Below are 20,705 nucleotides of genomic sequence, written 5' to 3'. Positions count from 1 at the left end.
CCCCCAGGCCCGCGGGCGCGCCCGCCTGGCCCCGGCGGGTGAACGTGTTCCCGCCGAGCGCGACGACCGCGGTGCTGTGCACGGGCTCCACCCTTCGCCGTTCTGGCGAATCACCCGAATGCCGTCTAGGATCCGACTTGTCACACTGACCATAGTGAACGAGACAAGCCTTGCCAAGCGGTCGGATCCCTCCGGAGTACACCGAGCTGGCCCGGCGGCTGCGAGCCGCCGAGGACCGGCTCTTCCCGCTCGCGATGGTCGACGCCGAGCGCTACCAGCGGGCTTTGCGGCTGGTCGGCGCGCTCGCCCGGCGCCTCGCCGACGTCGGCGACCCCGCGGCACTGGCCGCCGTGGAAGCGGAGATGGGCGGCTGGCTCGACAGCCTGGACGTGCCGATGGACGGGCTCGACGCCCAGCTGGTGATCGAGGCGGCGATGTCGCAGCGCTTCCGCGAACTGCTCACCTCGATGGGGGAGCGGTCGGTCGAACAGGCCAGGGCCGCCGGGCAGGAGTGGGCAGTCCTGGAGGAGCCCGACGACGCGGCCTGGCGCGGCGGGCGGGCGCAGTGGGTGGAGATGCACCTGGCGACCGGCAGCATCATGGTCCGCTCGGTGGTCGCCGAGCCGGTCATCACCTACCGGCTGGAGGTCACCGGCGACGCCGTACACGTGGAGGAGTTCACCTCGCGCGAGGCGTGGCTCGCGGCCATCGAGCGGGTACGGCAGGCGTTCGCGTCGGAAAGTTAACGCCAATCCTATTTTGGTAGAATCGGCTGATCTGGTGGTAGGGCACGGGAGGTGCCTGTCGTGACGGCTACCGACGTCAGCGAGCTCATCCTCGACCTCCAGGCTCGGGGCCTGCGGCTCGAGGCACAGATGGAGCGGCGCACCGGCGGCGCCGGGCCCACCGACTGCGGGATGCTCTGGGTGGGGGGACATGCCGTCACGGCACCTACCGAGGGGGTCGCCAAGGACTCGCCGTACGTGCTGCGCGCCGAGGACGACGGCTACGGCATCTACCGCGACGGGGTACGGCTGGCCGACGCCGCCGCCCAGCGCCGGCCCCGCTTCTACGACCTGACCACCGCCGACGGCGTGCCGTACTGGCAGATCGCCCTGCTGCATCTCGACTCGGTGGCGAGCACGGTCGTGCAGCACTGCGCCTACTGGGGCAACGACGACCAGTGCCGGTTCTGCGGGATCGGCCTCTCGCTCGCGGCCGGCCGTACCATCGCCCGCAAGACACCCGAGCAGCTCGCCGAGGTGGCGGTCGCGGCCCGTGACCTCGACGGCGCCGTCGACGCCACTCTGACGACCGGCAGCACCCGCGGCGCCGACCGCGGCGCCCTGTACGTCGGACGCTGCGGCCAGGCCGTCAAGCAGGCCAGCGGGCTCCCCGTCGAAGCGCAGTTCGAGCCGCCTCTCGACCTGGACGTGATCGACCAGGTGGGCGCCATGGGCATCGACTCGGTCGGCATCCACATCGAGACCTTCGACCCCGCCGTCCTGGCGCGCGTCGCGCCCGCCAAGGCGCGCACCGGCATCGAGGGCTACTTCGCGGCGTGGGAGCGGGCCGTCTCCGTCTTCGGCGCCGGGCAGGTCTCGACGTACGTGATCCTCGGCATGGGGGAGGACCCCCAGCTGACCGTCGACGGCTGCCGGCGAGCCGTCGACGCCGGCGTCTACCCGTTCATCGTGCCGCTGCGCCCGGTGGTCGGCACTCCCATGGCCGATTGGAAGCCGCCGCCGCGCTCCTACACGCGGCCGATCTACGCCAAGGTCCTCGCCTACATGGCCAGGCGCGGCATGACGTCCGCCACCACCAAGGCAGGCTGCGCCCGCTGCCAGGCCTGTTCGGGCCTGAGCTCGATGGAGCCGCTGCTCCACATCGGACCGCGTCCGGCCGCCTGAGGGTGCCATGCTCGAAACGCTCACCACAGCCTGCCGCCCGGCCGCCACCCCCGCCGAGCTGGCGGCCCATCATGCGGTACGGCACCGCGTCTTCGTCGAGGAGCAGCACGTCTTCGACGGCTCCGACCGCGACGCCCGCGACGACGACCCGCTGACCATCCACGTGGTCGCCTACGCGGGCACGACGATCGGGGGAGCGGTCCGGCTCTACCCGCTGGATCCGGCCGGCGAGCGCTGGCAGGGCGACCGCCTGGCCGTCCTGCCGGAGTATCGTGTTCATGGCCTCGGAACGCCGCTGGTGCGCTACGCGGTCAGGACCGCGGCCGAACGCGGCGGCCTGGTGATGGTCGCCCACATCCAGCTGCGCAACGTGGGCTACTTCCAGCGCCTGGGCTGGCACTGTGACGGCGAGGTGGAGACCTACGTCAACCTGCCGCACCAGCCCATGGCGATCGACCTGCGACCCCGGGCCGAGGGTTCCTAGGGAAGGCCGAGGGTTCCTAGGGAAGGCGGTGTTCGGCGGTGAAGCCGAGCAGGCTCTGCGCGGCCGACAGATCCACGGGGACCGTCCGTCCCGGCAGCGGCCGGCGGATCTCCGCTTCCGGGTGGTAGCGGCGCAGCAACTCCTCAGTCGGGTGCGGAACGAGCGTCTCGGGCGCGGCGACGGTGACCACGTGCGCGCCGGGCCCGGGCACCTCCAGCGCGAGCAGGCAGGCGCGGGCCGCGTCACGGGTCTCCAGGTAGGCCCACAGACCGGGCGCGTGCAGTCCGGGGTCGGCCGCGCAGCGTGCCGCGAACGCGACGAGCCGCTCCTCGAAGCCGCCCACGTACGGCAGGCGCAGCGCGATCACCCCCATGCCGTGCCGGCGGGCCATCATCCGCGCCGTCAACTCGTCGGTCTGCTTGGACAGCGCGTAGGGGTCCTCGGCCTGGCCGGGCAGGTCCGCGTCGACCGGCACGTAGGCGGGGTGGAGCGGCCGCGCGGCGAAGGCCAGACCGTCGGCGGCCATCGAACTGGCCAAGCACGCCCTCCGCACCCCCGCCAGCCCGGCCTGCTCCAGGACGGTGAAGGTGGATTGCGTGTTGACCGCGAACACCTGCTCGGCCGGCAGCCGTTCGGGGGTGGGGATCGCCGCCAGGTGGACGACCGCGTCGACATTCTCGAGCGCGGCCCGCACCGCCTTCGGGTCCGTCGCGTCGCCCTCCACCACGTGACCGGCGGCCAGGTCGCCCGGGTCCTCCAGCACCAGCGCGACGGCCTCGGTGCCGCGCTCGGCCAGCAGGGCGAGCACCATCCGTCCGATGCGGCCCGCCGCCCCTGTCACCAGTGTTCGATTCACCCGCTACTCCTCCGGCGCGTAGGCGCGGATCGCGACCAGATGGGCCGAGGGCGCGCCGTTGGTGGACTCCACCACGATTCTCAACCCGTCGGTCGTCACCGGCGCGGCCAGGGGGTGGATGTTGCGGCGGCGGCGGTTGGCGCGCACCTCGGCGACCGGCCGCCAGGCCTGACCCACCAGGGCTTCGACGCGGTAGTCGCGCACCAGCGTAGGGATCACCTCGAACGGCGTGCGGTGGTGGTGGAGGTTGATCAGGTCCTCGTTCACGTCGTCGTCGGCGATCACCTCGACCCGTCCGATCGTCACCGGCTCGGGCCAGCGCAGGTCGAGCGAGGCGGGCACGGCGCCGGACACCCACAGGTGCGGGCCCGCGTAGGGCCGCTGGTAGCCGTCGAGGGCCTTGCCGGGAGCGAACGCCTGCGTCCGCCCCGTTTCCAGGCAGAACGTACGGCGCAGCAGCCCCGCGTCGCTCCATTCCCGCAGCGGCTGGGGAGACTCGTCCTGGGGCCGCAGAGGGACACGGGTGAGGCAGAGCACCCCCGGCGTCGGCTGGTCGGCGAGGTGCAGCGAGACGAGCGGGTCGGCCTTGACGACGAGGAAGGCGTTGCGCGGGGTGTCGGGCCGCCAGTCCACGCCCAGGTCGATCCACTGTTTCTCGCCCGCGGGAAGGGCGATGACCCGGGTGGTGACCAGCTCGCGCGGCACGTAGTTCTGGCCGAGCACGGGGTCGTGCAGTTCGACGGTCAGCGACGTGTCCTCGGCCGCGTCGACCAGGAGCCGGACCCCGCTCAGGGCGGGGTCGGCGGGAAGGACGATCCCGGCGTCGGCCTCTAGCGGCCAGGTGTCGGCCGCGGCGTCCACCACGAGCCGGGTGAGCGTGCTCGACGCGGTCGCGGTGGCGGCGCCGGCCAGGTCGACGGGATCGTCGAGGGCCAGGCCGACGATGGAGGCGTCCTGCCGCAGCAGGGTGCGCTGCAGCTCGCCGACCGGCAGATGGCGCGGGGGCAGGCCGGAGGAGACGCTGAGCGCCGCCGCGGTGCCCGCCGCCTGGCCGATCGTCGCACAGGTGGCCATCACCCGCGTCGAGCCGAAGGCCACGTGGGAGGCGGAGATGTTGCGCCCGGCCATGAGCAGGTTGGGCACGTTCACCGAGTACAGCGACCGGTAGGGGATGTGGTAGACGCCGTCGGCGTAGCGCTGCCTGGCGCCGGCCTCGGTGGCGTACATGCCCTGGGGCGGGTGCAGGTCGATCGACCAGCCGCCGAACGCCACCCTGTCCTCGAACGGCGTCTGCCCGAGCACGTCGTGCTGGGTGAGCACGTAGTCGCCGAGGAAGCGGCGATACTCCCGCTTGCCGGGCAGGGCGCCCACCCATTCGAGGGTCATCGTGTCGGCGTCGAACCGGCCGGAGTTCTTGATGTGGTCCCAGATGCCGTAGATCACCGACCACAGCTCGTCGCGGATGCGGTCGTTGTCGTGCACGGTGTCGAGCTCGCCGCCGAACTCGATCCACCAGTACGCGCAGCCGTTGTCACCCGCTTTGATGATCCTTCGTTCGGGGATCGAGGTCCGGGTGATGTCCTTGGCGAACGACGGCGGGATGTAGCGGACGGGCTCGCCCGCGTCCTTGGTGTAGAACAGCAGCGTGCTGCCGAGCGTGATGTCGTCGGGTTCGGCGGGCGCCCACGGCTCGCCGTACTCGTCGCGGCCCTCGCGCCCGATCCGGTACGAGGCGCCCGCCAGGTGGCCGACCAGCCCGTCGCCCGTGCAGTCGAGAAAGATCGGCGACTCGAAGCCGATCAGCCGCTCCGAACCCATCATCCAGCCGGTGACCGACGAGATCCCGTCCGGTGACGCGGAGACGGTGCGCACGTCGGTGTTGAGGAAGAGGGAGATGTTCGGCTCCGCGCGGACGAAGTCGAGGACCGTGGTGTCCCAGAAGTACGGGTTTCCGTGCGGGTTGCGGTACTGGTTCTCGAGGAACAGCTCGCCCATGATGCCGCCCTCGCGGGCGTGATGGTTCTTGCCGTGTCCCGTCGCGCCGCACACCCAGACCCTGACCTCGCTGCTGGAGTTGCCGCCCAGCACCGGCCGGTTGTTGACCAGGGCGACCGTACGGCCGAGCCGGGCGGCGGCGATCGCCGCGCAGACCCCGGCCAGCCCGCCGCCCACCACGGTGATGTCGCTGCTGATGGTCTCTTGTCTCATCGGCTCAGGCTCAATCCGTAGTAGATGCGGGGCGCGCCGTCCAGCCTCAGCCGGGCCTTGCCGCCGAGGACGGGGATCGAGCGTTCCTGGCCGATGCAGTCGACCTCGCGCACGGCCGATCCGGTGGCGCGAACCTTCAGGCGGGTCTTGGTGGGCCAGTGATCCACCCACGCCTCGGGGTGCGGGTGGAACTCGTCGGCTCCGTGGTCGGCGTTCAGGACATAGCCATCCTTGCGGGTCCAGAGGATGGCGCACGTGTCGAACAGCAGACCCTTGATGTCCGGGTCGCGGAAGGTCAGCCAGCGGACGAACGTGGCCCCCTCCAGTGCCCTGGTCGCGGTCGCGTAGGCCAGCAGGGCCGGTTTGGCGCTGGTGTCGCGGTTCAACAGCCCGAAGTGGTATTCGGGGTTGGCGGGGTCGGCCTCCTGCGGGTGGTGGATCGTGCTGTCGTGCGGCTGGTACCAGTTGAGCCCGTCCACTCCTTCCGATACCGCCAGGGCAAGCGTGAGCAGCACGTTCTCCGCCGCCTGGCGGTGGGTGTCGTTCCACCACCGGTTGGGCCTGGTGCAGGCGTAGGCCTCGGTCAGCCACAGCTCCTTGCCGCCGCCGTAGGCGTCCACCGTCTGGCGGGCCTTGCGCAGCGCGCCGAGGAAGTTCCAGTACGACCCGTTCGCTCCCAGCTCCCACTCCTCGGGCGGCGGCGCGTAGTCGGGCGTGAAGTTGCCTCTGCCGGGGTGGAAGGCGAACGCGTCGATCAGGTCCCAGCCGCCCGCCTCCTTGAACTTCGCGGTCCACACATGGTCCATGCCGCCCAGACCGCAGTTCATCAGCTTGATGCCGGAACCCTTGAGCCGGTCGTGGACGGGGCGCAGGCCGTCCCTGATGTACTCGGGCACCCTCTGCCCCTGCATCCACGGATTGTTCAGCTCGTTGGCCACCTCGAAGTAGCGGGCGCCCGAGGCGCGCGCGATGGCCGCCCGATCATCGGCCCACGCGGAGATCTGCTCGGCGGTCCCGTTGAAGATGACGCCGCCGAGTTGCACGTTGTGCGGGATGCCGAGCGCGTCGAGCTCGGCGGGGGAGTGGCCGGGCGCGCCTTCGTAGGCGATGCGTACCGACTTGACGCCGATCTTCTGCATCAGCGTGCCGACCGACGCCTTGTCCGGCACGAGCATCCAGGCGTAGTTGGCGATGCCGAACCTGCCCTCCGCCTGGTAGGCGTGCGGTGCGAGCGTGGCCAGGTTCGTCCTCGCGAACGCCTCGTCGCCGCCCGACACGGCCTTGACCTCGGTGAACACGATCCCTTGGGGCGCTCCCTTGATCGTGAACGACTCGTCCCAGATCGCGCCGGGGGCAAGCGTCCTGGTCAGGTCGCCGTGGGCGAGCTCGCGCCCGTTGAAGTCACGTGCCCACCAGGTCAGCTTCACCTGGCGGGCCTGCGCGCCGCCGTTCACGACCTGCGCCTTCAGCTCCAGCGGCGCGGCCGGGCCGTACAGGCCGAAGGGCTGCTCCGACCAGGCGTCGACGCCGAGCGGGACCGACGCGGCGATCGTGTTCGCGGCCGCGGGCCGCATGGCGCCGAGCACGAGTTCGGCCGTCGTCACGTTGCCCGCGTCGCCGGGCGCGTGGATCCAGGTGGCGTTGGTGAATCCGGGCGTCGTCCTGGCCAGCCTGAAGAAGGCCTGCGTGTCGGCCCAAGTCTCCTGGTAGAGCGCGCCGTCGTTGATCTCGTACGGCACGCCGCCCCTGGGGTCCCGCGTCCACCTGGTCACCGGCCGGTACCGCTCGGCGGCCGACGGGTTCAGCACCGTTCTGGCGAACATGAAGCCGCTCGGGGTGAGCGTCGTGCTGCCGCTCACCTCCCATCGCAGGTGCGCGCGTCGCGCCGAGACCGTGAAGAGGCCACGCACCGTGACGGCCTGTGCCGACGCGGACATCCTGTAGTCGACCCGGATGGCCGGCGTGCCGTCCGGCAGTGTGACGGCCGAGGGCGTGCCTCCGAAGGTGCGCTGCTGGCCGAGCACACTGTCCTTGATCATGAAGTGGCTGAGCCTGATGCGGTCGGCCTGGTCCCTGACCAGGATGCTGCCGTCGGCCTCGGCCACCAGCGTGATGCCGTCGGCCTCGATGGTGATCGGCGCGGTGCCAGTGGTGGTGCCAGTGGTGGTGCCAGTGGTGGTGCCAGTGGTGGTGACGGTGGTGGCGACAGTGGCGGGGCCGGAGGCGAGGGCGGCGGTGGGGGTGGCGCCCGCGATCGCCGCTCCTGCGGCGACGGGGAACGCTTGGATGAGGGACCGGCGGGAGATGTCGGGCATGGGGGTGCCTTTCGCGAGGGTTCAGCCCTTGACGCCGGTGAATCCGAGACCGGCGACGATGTACTTCTGGAAGACCAGGAACACCAGCACCGGCGGGGCGATCGCCATCGCCATGGCGGCGATCAGCTCGTCCTGCGGCGCCTGCTCGGCCAGATTGGCCAGCGCGACGCTGATCGGCTGCTTGTCCGGGTCGGTGATGGCCACGAGCGGCCAGATGAAGTCCTTCCAGCTGTGCATGACGGCCAGCAGGCTGATGACCGCCACGATCGGGCGGCTCATCGGCAGCACGATCCTCGTCAGCAGTTGCCACGTCGTCGCCCCGTCGATCCTGGCGGCGGCGAAGAGCTCGGAGGGCAGCGCGTCGAAGAACCGCTTGGCCAGCAGGACGTTGAACGCGTTCGCGCCCGCGGGCAGCCAGATCGACCAGTAGGAGTCGACCAGCCCCACGTCGATGACCGTGAGGAACAGGCTGACCATCGACACCGTGTAGGGCACGAACATCGTGGCCAGGATCGCGCCGTAGACGTAGCGGCCGAACCACGGCCGCAGCACCGACAGCGAGAACCCGGCGGTGACCGCGACGACGAGCTGGACCGCCCACGACCCGCCGACCACCTGCAGGGTGTTGAGCAGGTAGTGGCCGATGCTGAGATCGTCCCAGGCGGTCGCGAAGTTCTCCGGGCGCGGGTCGGCGGGCCAGAGCGTCAGCGGGTCGGCGATCAGGTCGCTGGCGGGCGACAGCGCGCCCTTCACCATCATGTAGAGCGGCCCGACACCGATGGCCACCAGCAAGGCCAGCGTGAGCCAGTGGATGGAGCGCAGGGCCGCCCGTACGGCGGGGCGGCGCCGTTCGACCGCTGAGATCATGACGCGCTCCAGCTCCGGGTGGCCCGCAGGTAGAGGGCGGAAAGCAGGCCCAGAACGATCGCCAGCAGGAACGACAGCGCGGCGGCCTGGCCGTAGTCGCCGTCCTGGAAGGCGTAACGGAAGATCAGCAGCAGCACGGTCAGCGTCGCGTTCTCCGGGCCGCCGCCGGTGAAGACGTACGGCTCGGTGAACACCTGCATCGTGTTGATGAGCTGCATCAGCAGCAGCAGGCCGATCACCGGGCGCAGCTGCGGCAGCATGATGTGCCAGATCCTGGCCCTGATGGAGGCGCCGTCCATCTGGGCCGCCTCGTACAGCTCGGACGGGATCCCGACGATCGCCGCGAGATAGATGAGGACCGCGCCGCCCATCCCGGCCCAGGTCGACTGCAGCACCAGGCTCAGCATCGCGCTGTCGGGGGAGTCCAGCCAGGGGAAGGGGCCCAGCCCGGCGAGTCCGAGCAGCTCGTTGAACAGGCCGTGGCCAGGGTCGTAGAACCATTTCCAGAGCAGGATCGCGACCACCGGCGGGATGACGACCGGGAGGTACACGAGGAAGCGGTAGACCCCCGCGCCGCGCCGTACCGTCGACATCACGGCCGCGAGCACCAGGGGCGCGGGAAAACCGATCAGCAGGGCCAGTCCCACGAAGAGCAGGGTGTTGCCGACCGCGGTGCCCAGCAGCGGGTCGGCGAACAGGGTGGCGAAGTTCGCCAGGCCCACCCACTCGGCCGGGTCGACCAGGTTGGTGCGCTGGAAGCTGATCAGCAGGCCGCGGACGATCGGCCACCACGAGAACGCGCCGAACACGATCAGGGCGGGGAGCAGGAAGACCAGGGCGGTGAGCGTCCCCCTGCCCCGCCGGGTCCCGCGCCGGTGCGCCACCTTCACGACCGGACGGGCAGCGGTGATGCCGTTCATCGCTGGGCGGTGGCGAGCTTGGCGTTGACGTCGGCCTCCGCCCGGGCCAGCAGCGCGTCGACGTCGCTGTCCTCGTTCGTCAGCACCGCCTGCACCACTGTGTCGAGCACCGCGTAGACCTGCTGAGCCAGCATGGGCGGCTCGGGGCGCAGGGTGAGCGCGGACGTGCCGTCGAGCCAAGGCTTGAAGTGCTCCAGCTTCACGTTGACGTAGGGCTTGATCGCCTCGTCGATCTTCGCCTGCTGCGCGGCGTCGAACATCGGCAGCGTCGGCACGCCGACCGCCGACTTCGGATCGGCGGCCAGTTGCCTGGCCCGCTCGGCGGCGGCTGTGACGTCGTAGGCGGGCTGGGCGTAGGCGAACAGCAGCCACTTCACCGCCGCCGTGGCCTTGTCCGCGCTCACCGACTTGGGCACCAGGTAGACGTCACCGCCGGTGAGGGTGGCGTTCCCGCCGGCCTGGGGCAGCGCGCCGATGCCGAACGCGTCGGTGTCCGGCATGCCGTAGGTCATCTTCGCCAGGCGGTAGGTGCCTGGCGTGCCCATGTACATGCCGATCTCGCCGGCGGCGAAGCGCTTGATGACGTCGTTCTGGTCGTTGAGCTGGTTGCTGCCCATCGAGTCGTCGCTCCAGCGCATGTCCTTGAGCAGGTTCAGCGCCTTCCTCGTCGGCTCGGCGTTGAACGCGGCCACGTACTTGCCGCCGGCGTCCTTCTCGATGTCGCCGCCGTGCGCGTAGGTGAGCATGGCCAGCTGCCAGCCGCCCTGGTTGTTCTTCGACTCGTGGACGAAGCCTGCCTTACCGGTCTTGGCGGTGATCTGCTTGGCGGCCTGGCGAACCTCGTCCCAGGTGGCCGGAGGCTTGTCCGGGTCCAGCCCTGCCTTGGCGAACAGGTCGCGGTTGTAGACCAGCCCCTGTGCGAACGGCGCCTGCGGCACGCCGTACACCTGGCCGGAGCCGTCTGTGAGCGGCTGCAGGACCTGCGGGTTGAACTCCTTGTAGTGCGCCCACCTGCCGAGCTCGGCGGTCAGCGGCTGGACCTGCTTGCGGGCGATGAGCCCCTGCGGCTCGGTCAACGGGACCTTGATGACCTCTTCGACCCTGCCGCCCGCGAGCTTCGCGGAGAACGTCAGTGGGTCGTACGTCGTCGTCGAGCCCTCGACCCTGATGCCGGGATTGTTCCGCTGGAAGTCGGCGACCATCTGCTTGAACTGGGCCAGGCCCGGCTTGTCCGTGGCGGGCGGCATGCCCTGGACACGGATCACGACCGGGTCAGGTCCGCCGGACGAGGAGGAGGACCCGCACGCGGCGAGCGTCGTGGCCAGGACGGCGCAGCCGAGGAGAGCGGCGGTGTACTTCATGATGACTCCCGCAATTAGGTCATAGCAGGATGAAAGGGATGTAGGAGTGCATGCCGGAATCCGGTTTCGCCGGACCACACGGCACGCGAGTCAGCGCGGGGCGGGGCCCGTCGACGCGCGGGGGATCAGACGGGAGCCGATCTCGACCACCTGCCCCTCGCGCCGGCCGCCGATCGTGTCGATGAGCAGGTCGGTGGCCTGGGTGGCGATCTCGTCGGCGGAGATCCTGATCGTGGTGAGCGACGGGGTGGATGTGGCGGCGAGCAGCGTGTCGTCGATGCCGATCACGCTCACGTCGCCGGGGACCCTGACGTCGAGCTTGGCGAGCTGGTGCAGCACGCCGAGAGCGACCAGGTCGTTGTGCGCGAGCACGGCGGTCGCATCGCCCGCGGCGACCAGGGTCGCCGCGTGCACGCCTGTCTCGAAGCGGGGTTCGTAGGGGCCGAGTTCGGTGAGCGACATCTCGTGCGACTCGAACGACTGCCTGATGGACTTGCCGCGGCTCAGCTCGGGTCGCGAGCCGTTGACGAACACGCAGCGGGTGTGGCCGTACGCCTTGAGGTGCTCGGCGGCCTGGGCGATCCCCGCCGACAGCGAGATGTGCAGCTCGGGGATGCCGGGCAGGTGCCGGTTGACCAGGACGACAGGGATCTCCGCCGCGAGCTCGCGCAGCCGCTCCTCGCTCAGCGTCGAGGCCCACAGGATCAGGCCGTCGACCCTCTTGGAGACGGCGGCGATGGTCTCGAGCTCGTCGAACTCGCGCTCGTCGGTGTCGGCGGCGAGGACCGTGTAGCCCTGTCGCCGGCCCCTGGCCTGCATCGCCTTGAAGATGGGCGGGAAGAACGGGTTGCCGATGTCGGGAATGATCAGCCCGAGCGAGCCCGTCCTGCCGCCGCGCAGCGAACGGGCGACCGGATTCGGCGCGTAGCCGAGTTTGGCGGCCGCGTCGAGGATGCGCTGCAGCGTCCGCGGCTGCACCTGGTCGGGTGCGGTGAACGCCCGGGAGACGGTCGAGACGGAAACTCCGGCGGCACCCGCCACATCCTTTATCGTTACCGCCACTTCAGCCTCCTGGGTCGCCGGTACGGAGGATGCTCGCAAACGTTACCGGGATGCGTCAAGAGCCAAAAAACAGGACCTATCCAACATCGTGTGACGATGTCATGATGCGTTCTTGAGATTCTCGGGAACGTTTTCACAGGAGCGCTTCATGAAGATCACCGGCTGGGAACTCCTCACGCTGCCTGACCACGGCGACAGCATGATGCTGCTGGTCCTCGACACCGACGAGGGCGTCCACGGCCTTGGCGAGGTGGGCATCAGGTCGCGGCAGAAAGCGGTCGCGGGCGGCCTTGAGCACCTCGGCCAACTGATCGTCGGCGAGGACCCGACCAGGATCGAGCATCTGTGGCAGGTGATGTTCCGGCGCGGCTTCTTCCCTGCCGACCGGTTCCTGTCGGCGGCGATCGCGGCCGTGGACGTGGCCTTGTGGGACATCAGGGGCAAAGCCCTGGGTGTGCCGGTGTACGAGCTGCTCGGCGGCCGGGTCAGGGATCACGTCCCGGCCTACACGCACCTGGGCGACGACTACCACGACCTCGAGCGCTTCCTGGACAGGGCGCGGGCGCTGGTCGAGCAGGGGTGGCGGCATCTGCGCTTCGCCGTTCCCCATAAGCCCGACGGCGTACTCGATCAGCGTGCCTGTATGCGGGCAGGCATCGCCCTGTTCCATCGGATGCGCGATGCGGTCGGCGACGACGTCGAGCTCATTCTCGACGTCCACACCAGGCTCGACCCGCCGGAGGCGCTCACCCTGTGCCGCGAGATCGAGGCGGCCAGGCCGTACTTCGTGGAGGATCCGCTGCGCAGCGAGGGCCTCGACAGCTACCGCATGCTCCGGTCCCGGACGGCGGTTCCGCTCGCGGCGGGAGAGCAGTTCGGCTCGAAGTGGGAGTTCCAGCGCCTGGTGGAGGGCGACCTCATCGACTACGCGCGGGTCGATGTCGGGGTCGCGGCCGGTCTGACCGAGGCGAAGAAGATCGCGGCCATGTGCGAGGCCCACTTCATCAAGCTCGCCACCCACAACCCGCTCGGCCCCGTCACCGCCGCCTCTTCGCTCCACCTCAATCTCGCCTGCCCGAACGTCGCAGTACAGGAGCACCAGGCGCAGCCGGAACCCGAGATCGACGCCCTGTTCACCGCGAGACCGGTGATCCACTCCGGCAGGGTCGAGCTTCCCGATCTGCCGGGTCTGGGCGTCGACATCGACAGGGCGGCGGCCAGGCGGTACCAGGCCGTCGCCGCGGAGCGCCCGCACCTGCGCTCCTCGGACGGCGCCTTCACCAACTGGTGACGACCGCGTGTCCACGGCGGCGGAGGATCGGCGACCGGCTCGTGCCCGGAGTCACCACTGGTCGGGGGGTTCGGGGAGGGATTTCGGCCTGGAGCGGGCGCGCAGGTGCGCGCGCTCGCCCTGCCTGCCGAACAGGCTGAGGAACTCGACCGGTTCGTCGCCGGTGGCGCCGAACCAGTGCGGTACGCGGGTGTCGAACTCCGCCGCTTCGCCGGGCGAGAGCACCAGATCCTGTTCGCCGAGCACGAACCGCAGCCGGCCGTTGAGGACATAGAGCCATTCGTAGCCCTCGTGGCTCTGCGGATCGGGTTCCCTTCGAGGGCTGCCGGCCGGGATCACGATCTTGTAGGCCTGGATGCCGCCGGCTCGGCGGGTCAGGGGCACCATCGTCATGCCGTGATGGGTGATCGGGCGCAGGTGGACGCGCGGGTCCCCGGTGGGTGGCGCGCCGACGAGTTCGTCGAGCGTGACGCCGTGAGCTCTGGCCAGAGGGAGCAGGAGTTCGAGGGTCGGCCGGCGGGCGCCGGACTCCAGCCTGGAGAGGGTACTCACCGAGATGCCGGTCGTCGCCGACAGGTCGGTCAGCGTGGTCTCGCGCTGGCGGCGCAGCGCGCGCAGCCGGGGTCCGACCGCGGTGAGCGCTTGGTCGAGGTCGTCGTCCATCCACCCATTTTGCCAGATCGGCAAAGAAGTTTGCCGTCTTCGCCCTGGGGCTCGCATAGTGGTCGCGGAGGTGGTCATGGTGACCGATCAGCTGAGAGACAGCTATGACGTGGTGGTGGTCGGCGGTGGCGCTGCAGGGTTGAGCGGGGCGCTGATGCTGGCTCGGGCCCGCCGTTCGGTGGTGGTGCTCGACGCGGGCGCCCCGCGCAACGCCCCGGCCGCGGGCGTGCACGGGCTGCTGGCCCGTGACGGGATGTCGCCGGCCGAGCTGCTGGAGCGCGGCCGGGCGGAGGTCCGCCAGTACGGCGGGCAGGTGGTGACCGGCGAGGTCGGCGCCGTGGCCCGCGAGGACAGCGGGTTCGCGGTGACGCTGGCCGACGGCCGGACCGTTCGTGCGCGCCGGCTGCTGGTGGCCACCGGCCTGGTCGACGAGCTGCCGGACATCCCGGGACTGCGGGAGCGGTGGGGCAGGGACGTGCTCCACTGCCCGTACTGCCACGGGTGGGAGGTCCGTGACCAGGCCATCGGCGTGCTGGGCAGCGGGCCGATGGCGGTGCACCAGGCGCTGCTGTTCCGGCAGTGGAGCGACGACGTCACCTTCTTCGCCCACACCATGCCGCCGCTGGCAGGTGATGAGGCGGAGCAGCTGGCCGCCCGCGGCATCAGCGTGGTGGACGGCGAGGTGGCGTCCCTGGAGATCGTCGAAGACTGCCTGGTGGGGGTACGGCTGAGCGACGGCACGGTGGTCGATCGCGAGGCGCTGGCGGTCTCGTCAAGGATGACGACGCGCGCCGGATTCCTGGCGGCGCTCGGCCTGAAGCCGGTGGAACATCCGTCGGGAGCCGGGGAGCACATTCCCGCCGACGCGGCCGGCCGTACCGAAGCACCCGGGGTGTGGGTGGCGGGCAACGCCACCGATCTGATGGCCCAGGTCGGTACGGCCGCGGCGGCGGGCGCTGCCGCGGCGGCCCAGATCAACGCCGACCTGGTCGCCGAGGAGACTCGGCAGGCGGTCGCGGCTCGGTACAGCGGGTGAAAGGAACCATCGTGTCTGAAGAATTCAGCAAGGCGTACTGGGAAGAGCGTTACGGCGGCCACGCCGCGGCCCACGGCAGGCGGCCCAATCCGCAACTCGTGACGGAGACCGGGGATCTGCCGCCCGGCACGGCGCTGGACGCGGGCTGCGGAGAGGGGGCCGACGCCATCTGGCTCGCCGCGCACGGCTGGCGGGTGACGGCGGTGGACATCGCCGCCACCGCGCTGGGCCGCGCGCGGGAGCACGCCGAAACCCTCGGCGCCGACCTCGCGAAGCGGATCGACTGGGTGGAGGCCGATCTGACCGAATGGACACCGGCCGAGGAGCACTTCGACCTGGTCTCCACCCACTACGCGCACCCGGCGGGATCGCGCGAGGCGCTGTTCCGCCGCCTGGCCGCGGCGGTCGCGCCGGGCGGCACGCTCCTCATCGTCGGCCACCACCCGTCAGCGCCCCAGCCCGCCGTCTCGCACGCCTCGGCGCCCAGGGTGCACTTCACCGCCGAGGAGATCGCGGCGAGCCTCGACCCCGGCCGGTGGGAGATCGTCGTCGCCGAGACCAGGACCCGATCGGCCACCGCTCACGACGGCCACCAGATCACCGTTCGCGACGCCGTCCTTCGAGCCTGCAGACGTTCTGCTACGGAATCTACTTTGTAAAGGCGCCGGGCCGGTGTGCGCGCGTGACGCCTCGGGCGGGCCGAGGCGTCACCCGCCGCAGCACCAACCCGTTGTCGGCCCGGCGCGCGGGCCGGTTCCGGGGGCGGTCGACGGCCCGCTTAGCCGGGTCGTCTCGGTGAAGGTGCGTGAGGTGACCGTGCGTGGGGTGACGGCGCGCGGTTCAGAGGTACTGGCCGGTCCCGTGCTCCTCGGGCAGGTGTGACGGGTTCGTGACGATGTCGGAGGGCCGCAGCGTTCGCACGTCCTCGGCCGTCGCGTCCTGCCGGGCCAGGATGCGTTCGGCCTGGAGCGCCACCGCGCGGTCGAGGAGGTTGCGCACGACGCGGCCGTTGCCGAAGGACTCGCCGCGCGGGATCGCCCGCAGCGCCCGGCGGACCTCCTCGCGCGTGCCGCCGTCCAGGACGAGACCGGCCGTCGACGCCATGGTCTCGAAGATGGCGACCAACTCGTCCTCGGAGTAGTCGGGGAAGCGCACCGTGGTGGGGAAGCGCGAGGCGAGGCCGGGATTGGCGGCGAGGAAGTCCGTCATGCGGTTGTCGTATCCGGCGGCGATCACGACGAGGTCGTCGCGGTGCTCCTCCATGAGGCGCAGCAGTTCGGCGACCGCTTCCGGGCCGTAGGAGCTCATGGTGCCGGGCGTGAGCGCGTACGCCTCGTCGATGAACAGCACGCCGCCGAGGGCGCTTTCGACCGCGGCGCGTACCTTGGGGGCGGTCTGGCCGAGGTATTCGGCGATCAGGTCGGCGTGGGAGACCTCGACCAGGTGGCCGGACGACAGCAGCCCGAGCTGCGCGTACGCCGCGGCGATCAGCCTGGCGACGGTCGTCTTCGCCGTGCCGGGGTTTCCGGTGAACACCAGGTGCCGGGTGGGGGAAGTGGTCGGCAGGCCCGCCGACCTGCGCAGCCGGTCGGCCTTGACCTCGGCCACCAGCAGCCGTACCTCGCGCTTGACCGGTTCCAGCCCGACGAGCGCGTCGATCGAGGCGAGCGGGTCGCCCTCCTGCTGTGCGCGCACGCCGTCGCGGGCGGAGTCGGGCACGTCCTCGACGAGGATCTCGTGCAGCGACTCGTCGCCGTCGATCACTCCGTCGGCCAGCACCCGGCGCGACTGCATGGCCACCGACCGCTCCAGCAGGCGCAGCGCGAGCCGGGCGCCCGCCGCTTCGGGCCGCGCCGATCGGACGATCCGGCCCACCTTGTCCGGCACGCCTTGGCGCAGGGTGAATCCGGCCTCGGCGGCCTTGATCTCGTAGAGGGCGACCACCTGGTCGCCGGTGAGGTCGGGGAAGCGCACGAGTTTCGGGAAGTACTCGGTCAGCTCGGGGGACGACTTCAGCAGACCGTTGACCGCGCCCTCCGGTCCGCAGAGGACGACCACGAGATCGTCGTGGTGCGCCTGGATCTCCGCGAGCAGCGCGTCGAGGATGTCGCGGCTGCGTGCCTTGTCGATGTCCAGGCCGGGGCGGGCGAGATTGCCGGCGTCCTCGACGCACAGCACGCCGCCGAGGGCGCGCTCGACAGTCCGCCGTACGTGGACCGTGGCCTCTCCGATGTGCTGGCCCGCCAGGTCGGCCCGGTCGACGGTGACCAGATGACCCGAGGACAGCAGCCCGAACTCGGCCAGCGTCCGGCCGACAATGCCCGCCACCGTGGTCTTGCCGGTGCCGGGCCGGCCGGTGAAGACCAGGTGCGGCGGCCGGGCGAGCCCGGGCATCCCGGCCTCGCGCCGTAGTCTCGCCGCCCGCGCCTCGGCGATGACGAGCGCGACCTCCGCCTTGACCGGCTCCAGCCCGAGGAGCGCGTCGAGCCCGGTCCGCTGCCGGCCGGGGGAGGCGGGCAGGTCGGCGCTGGTCACCTTGTCGGAGCCGCGCCGTCGGGCGGAGGCGACGGCCTGTTCGGCGAGGTGGTCCATGAGGCGGGCGCCGCGCAGGTTCGCCACACCCGCCAGCCGGGCCGCGCGGTCGGCCGCGTCGTCGAAGGCCGCCGCGCCGCGCCTGATGACCGCCCGCCGGAACAGCTCCGCCCGTTCGGCCTCGGTGAACTCGCGGGTGCGGGCGACGTGGAAGTCGTGGCGCAGCGCCGGATTGGCCTGCGCGACCCTGGCGTCGCCGCCCGCCCCGCAGGTCGCGACCACGTGCAGGTGCGGTTGCTGCCGCAGCACCCGCCGGAGCTCCTCCAGGGCCACGGCCCCGCAGCGGGCGTAGGCGCCGATCCGGTCCAGCCCCTGCAGTACCAGCAGGTCGCCGGCGGTGAGCTCGCGCGTTCGCGACAGCAGGTGCAGCGCGGCCTCGCTGGCGTTCATGTTCGCGAACACCTGGTCGGAGACGTAGACCACCTCGGGCGGGCCATCGGCTTTCGCGAAGGCGCGGCGCAGGATGTCGACCGCGGTCATCCGGCCCGTGCTGTCCGGCCCGGCCAGCAGCAGCCTGGCCGGTTCTTTGCCGCCGCGCCACCTGGCCTCGACCGCGGTGCGGACGGCCGCGGCCAGCTCCGGCTGCCCGACCAGCTCCGCGGCGGGGTCCGCGACAGGCGTCCAGTCTCCAACAGCGGGATCCGCGACACGTGTCCCGTCTCCGACGGCGTGGCCCGCATCGGGTGTACGGCCTGCGACGGCGGGCTCCGCCACAGGTGTCCGGCCTGCGACGAATCGGGCCAGCAGCGGGTTGACCGCCCTGCGCGGCCCGCACAGCACGCGCAGGGCGCGCTGGAACGCGCTGACCGGCAGCGAGCTCTCCGGGTTCACGGCGGCCCCCGGCAATCCCTGGACGGCGCCGGTGACCCTGATGGCCATGTCAAGCCAGGCGCGGCAGGCGTCGGCCTCGCCCGCCAGCACCCCGCGCGCCAGCCACGAGCGCACCAGCGCGTGCCAGCCGTCGGCGTCGAACCCTTCCCGAATCCGGGAGAACACCTGCTGCACCTGGGTGAACCTCGACATGCCCAGGCTCATCACGAGCTCGGCCGGCACCTCGGCGATCTCGGCCTGCGCGAGCAGGCACGCCAGCGTCACCTCGTGCTCGAACGTGAGCGCGGTGCCAGGCAGCGGCCCCGCGCTCGCCGCCCCCGGCACGTTCTCGATGAGATGGGTGTGCGCGGCGAGGAATCCGGAACAGGCCCAGTCCAGGTGCCCGGCGGGCCCCAGTAGCTCGGGCAGGACGGCCAGCAGCGCCGGATCGGCCCGCTCGGCCCACAGCCCCGGCAACGCCTCCAGCGGCGCGAGAAGATCCTGCTCGGCCAGCGCGGGATCGGCCGCTCGCCGCTCGTGCAGCGCGATCAGCGCCCTGCGCCGGGGTTCGAGCGGCTCGATGCCGGCGAAGACGTCCAGGCACCGGCGCGCCAGCCCGAAGGCGAGCTCGCGCAGTTCCGGGTCGTCGCCGGTGCCATCCAGCAGCCAGTACGCCGGCGGCAGGAACGGCGTGTCGGCCGACGACCACGTCCAGCCGCGATTGGGCCGTCGCGGGTCGAGCACGAAGTCGCTCATCGTCTCGTAGGCGAGGTCGCAGGCGGTCCCTCCGCACAAGGCGACCGACCCGACGAGGAACTGCAGCAGGTACCACAGCTCGGCGCCGATCACCGTGGTGTCCTCGGCGAAGAAGTCCGGCAGCTCGACCGCGAGCGCCTCGGCGGCGGGATCGCCGTTCAACGTGATAGCCCGTGCCAGGACCTCGGCGTACAGCCCGTCCGGAACCCGCCACGGCCCGTAGGAGTACAGGTCCAGGACGGGCTCGTCGGACAGCAGCAGCTGAAGGTGGTCGGGCAGGCGCGGGCGATCCATGGCCGGGAGCTTACGTCAGCCCAGCTCATGGACGATCACCGCGCCGGGCGTCGGCGGCGGAGGATCGGTGCCACGCAGGCGGGAGGCCTCGACGCCCTGGGGTGTCTCAGCGTGAGGCGACGGTCGTGGCGAGCGCGAGGCAGGCCGCGCCGCGGGCGTGCGCGCTGTCGTCCCACTGCCGGACGCCGATCTCCAGGGCGGACAGCACGCCGCCCTCGACCGCGGGACGGAAGCCCGGCTCCAGGTACGGCCACAGCACGTGGCTCTCGCCGATCACCGTCAGCGCCCGTACGGCCAGCACGTTGACCACTCCCGCCACGGCTCTGCCCAGGATGGCGCCACGCTCGGCCAGCAGGTCGCGGATGCCGGGCGCGTCGCGTTCGGCCAGCCGTACCAGATCGGTGAGGGTCAGGTCGGCGGCGGCCAGCCCGCGCGCGTGGGCTTCGGAGATCAGCGCGTAGGTGGCCAGGTAGGCGTCCAGGCAGCCGCGGCGGCCGCACACGCAAGCGGGCCCGTCGGGGCCGATCGGCACGTGGCCGAACTCGCCCGCCACCCCGTCGGGGCCGCGGTGGACGCGCCGGCCCAGCACGATGCCCATGCCGACGCCGTCGCCGATGGCCAGCACGAGGAAGTCGTCGTGGTCGCGGCCGGTGCCGAACAGCAGCTCGGCCGTGGTGCTCGCCCTGGTGTCGTTGTCGATGAGGACGGGCACGGGCAGGCGGGCGGCCAGCAGGGGGCGCAGCGGCAGGCCGGTCCAGCCCAGGCGGGGCGAGAGCCGCAGGCTGCCGGCCGCCGGGTCGATGACGCCGGGCAGCGCCAACCCGATCCCGCGCACCTTCGCGCCCGAGGCCGGATCGGCCAGCACCGACTCGCAGACCTTCGACAGCTGCTCGACCGGGTCGCCTGCCGGGTCGAAGGGCAGTGTGAAGCGGCGCACCTCGCTGCCGTCGAGCCGCATGAGCACGCCCACCAGGTGGTCGGGGTGCACGCGCAGGCCCAGGGTGTAGGCGGCGTCGGCCACCACCTCCAGCGGCACCCGTGGCCGCCCAGGGCCGTTGACCTGCGGGGCCAGCTCGCGCATGAATCCCAGCTCGATGAGGCGGCGGGTGTGCTCGGTCACGGTGGCGGCGCCGAGCCCGAGCCGGCCGGCGATCTGCGATCGGTTGAGCGTCTGAGATCCGCACAGGGCGAGGATCTCCGCTCGGATCAGATCCTCCCGTGGCACGGGACCCGGATAGCGCGACATATCGCCATTCTTCCTCTCTTGACGCTCTCCCTGA

At 71.3% G+C, this 20,705-nt stretch carries 16 protein-coding genes; 6 read left to right on the top strand and 10 right to left on the bottom strand.

Annotation, left to right across the window (positions count from 1 at the left end; genetic code table 11):
* Positions 1-170 precede the first annotated feature (170 nt).
* Genes ACFXJ8_RS27115 through ACFXJ8_RS27105 form a run of 3 tightly spaced genes read left to right on the top strand, consistent with a single transcriptional unit; the run spans position 171 to position 2,394 of the window.
* Positions 171-746: a hypothetical protein gene (locus ACFXJ8_RS27115; protein ID WP_379646779.1), complete on the top strand. Its 576-nt coding sequence runs from the start codon at positions 171-173 to the stop codon at positions 744-746.
* 60 nt (positions 747-806) lie between these two features.
* Positions 807-1,910: an MSMEG_0568 family radical SAM protein gene (locus ACFXJ8_RS27110; RefSeq protein WP_379646778.1), complete on the top strand. Its 1,104-nt coding sequence runs from the start codon at positions 807-809 to the stop codon at positions 1,908-1,910.
* A 7-nt stretch (positions 1,911-1,917) separates the two neighbouring features.
* Positions 1,918-2,394 carry an MSMEG_0567/Sll0786 family nitrogen starvation N-acetyltransferase gene (locus tag ACFXJ8_RS27105; RefSeq protein WP_379646777.1) on the top strand — a complete coding sequence of 159 codons (477 nt, stop codon included), beginning with the start codon at positions 1,918-1,920 and terminating at the stop codon, positions 2,392-2,394.
* A 16-nt stretch (positions 2,395-2,410) separates the two neighbouring features.
* Here ACFXJ8_RS27105 and ACFXJ8_RS27100 read toward each other — a convergent pair whose 3' ends face one another.
* The 7 genes from ACFXJ8_RS27100 to ACFXJ8_RS27070 form a co-directional block, all read right to left on the bottom strand.
* Complete coding sequence (locus ACFXJ8_RS27100) at positions 2,411-3,250, bottom strand: NAD-dependent epimerase/dehydratase family protein (RefSeq protein ID WP_379646776.1); 840 nt, start codon at positions 3,248-3,250, stop codon at positions 2,411-2,413.
* A gap of 3 nt (positions 3,251-3,253) precedes the next feature.
* Complete coding sequence (locus tag ACFXJ8_RS27095) at positions 3,254-5,458, bottom strand: FAD-dependent oxidoreductase (RefSeq protein ID WP_379646775.1); 2,205 nt, start codon at positions 5,456-5,458, stop codon at positions 3,254-3,256.
* Positions 5,455-7,773: a hypothetical protein gene (locus ACFXJ8_RS27090; protein ID WP_379646774.1), complete on the bottom strand. Its 2,319-nt coding sequence runs from the start codon at positions 7,771-7,773 to the stop codon at positions 5,455-5,457. The genes ACFXJ8_RS27095 and ACFXJ8_RS27090 overlap by 4 nt, the downstream gene beginning before the upstream one ends.
* A 21-nt stretch (positions 7,774-7,794) precedes the next feature.
* A complete protein-coding gene (locus ACFXJ8_RS27085) occupies positions 7,795-8,640 on the bottom strand; it encodes a carbohydrate ABC transporter permease (RefSeq protein WP_379646773.1) in 846 nt (281 codons plus the stop codon).
* Complete coding sequence (locus ACFXJ8_RS27080) at positions 8,637-9,560, bottom strand: carbohydrate ABC transporter permease (RefSeq protein ID WP_379646772.1); 924 nt, start codon at positions 9,558-9,560, stop codon at positions 8,637-8,639. Before ACFXJ8_RS27080 ends, ACFXJ8_RS27085 begins: the two co-directional genes overlap by 4 nt.
* On the bottom strand, positions 9,557-10,921 hold the full coding sequence (locus tag ACFXJ8_RS27075) for an ABC transporter substrate-binding protein (RefSeq protein WP_379646771.1): 1,365 nt from the start codon (positions 10,919-10,921) through the stop codon (positions 9,557-9,559). The genes ACFXJ8_RS27080 and ACFXJ8_RS27075 overlap by 4 nt, the downstream gene beginning before the upstream one ends.
* Positions 10,922-11,011: 90 nt before the next feature.
* A complete protein-coding gene (locus tag ACFXJ8_RS27070) occupies positions 11,012-11,983 on the bottom strand; it encodes a LacI family DNA-binding transcriptional regulator (RefSeq protein ID WP_379646770.1) in 972 nt (323 codons plus the stop codon).
* Positions 11,984-12,131: 148 nt separating this feature from the next.
* On the opposite strand from ACFXJ8_RS27070, the gene ACFXJ8_RS27065 reads away from it, so the two are divergent.
* Positions 12,132-13,274 carry a mandelate racemase/muconate lactonizing enzyme family protein gene (locus ACFXJ8_RS27065; RefSeq protein WP_379646769.1) on the top strand — a complete coding sequence of 381 codons (1,143 nt, stop codon included), beginning with the start codon at positions 12,132-12,134 and terminating at the stop codon, positions 13,272-13,274.
* Between the two features lie 51 nt (positions 13,275-13,325).
* Here the strand turns inward: ACFXJ8_RS27065 and ACFXJ8_RS27060 are convergent, their stop codons facing one another.
* The gene (locus ACFXJ8_RS27060) at positions 13,326-13,937 is read right to left on the bottom strand and encodes a helix-turn-helix domain-containing protein (RefSeq protein ID WP_379646768.1); all 612 of its coding nucleotides are present in this window, start codon (positions 13,935-13,937) and stop codon (positions 13,326-13,328) included.
* Positions 13,938-14,013: 76 nt separating this feature from the next.
* Here ACFXJ8_RS27060 and ACFXJ8_RS27055 point away from each other — a divergent pair, with 76 nt between their 5' ends.
* Complete coding sequence (locus ACFXJ8_RS27055) at positions 14,014-14,973, top strand: NAD(P)/FAD-dependent oxidoreductase (RefSeq protein ID WP_379646767.1); 960 nt, start codon at positions 14,014-14,016, stop codon at positions 14,971-14,973.
* An 11-nt stretch (positions 14,974-14,984) separates the two neighbouring features.
* Complete coding sequence (locus ACFXJ8_RS27050) at positions 14,985-15,632, top strand: class I SAM-dependent methyltransferase (RefSeq protein WP_379646766.1); 648 nt, start codon at positions 14,985-14,987, stop codon at positions 15,630-15,632.
* 181 nt (positions 15,633-15,813) lie between these two features.
* Here the strand turns inward: ACFXJ8_RS27050 and ACFXJ8_RS27045 are convergent, their stop codons facing one another.
* Both ACFXJ8_RS27045 and ACFXJ8_RS27040 read right to left on the bottom strand, forming a co-directional pair.
* Positions 15,814-19,425, bottom strand: a complete 3,612-nt coding sequence (locus ACFXJ8_RS27045) for an AAA family ATPase (protein ID WP_379646765.1) — start codon at positions 19,423-19,425, stop codon at positions 15,814-15,816.
* Positions 19,426-19,531: 106 nt separating this feature from the next.
* A complete protein-coding gene (locus tag ACFXJ8_RS27040) occupies positions 19,532-20,671 on the bottom strand; it encodes an ROK family protein (protein ID WP_379646764.1) in 1,140 nt (379 codons plus the stop codon).
* Between the last annotated feature and the right edge of the window lie 34 nt (positions 20,672-20,705).

Source organism: Nonomuraea sp. NPDC059194 (genome assembly GCF_042754765.1).
Classification (GTDB): domain Bacteria; phylum Actinomycetota; class Actinomycetes; order Streptosporangiales; family Streptosporangiaceae; genus Nonomuraea.
Note: the sequence above shows the minus strand (reverse complement) of the source record. Positions and strands in the feature narration are given on the sequence as shown.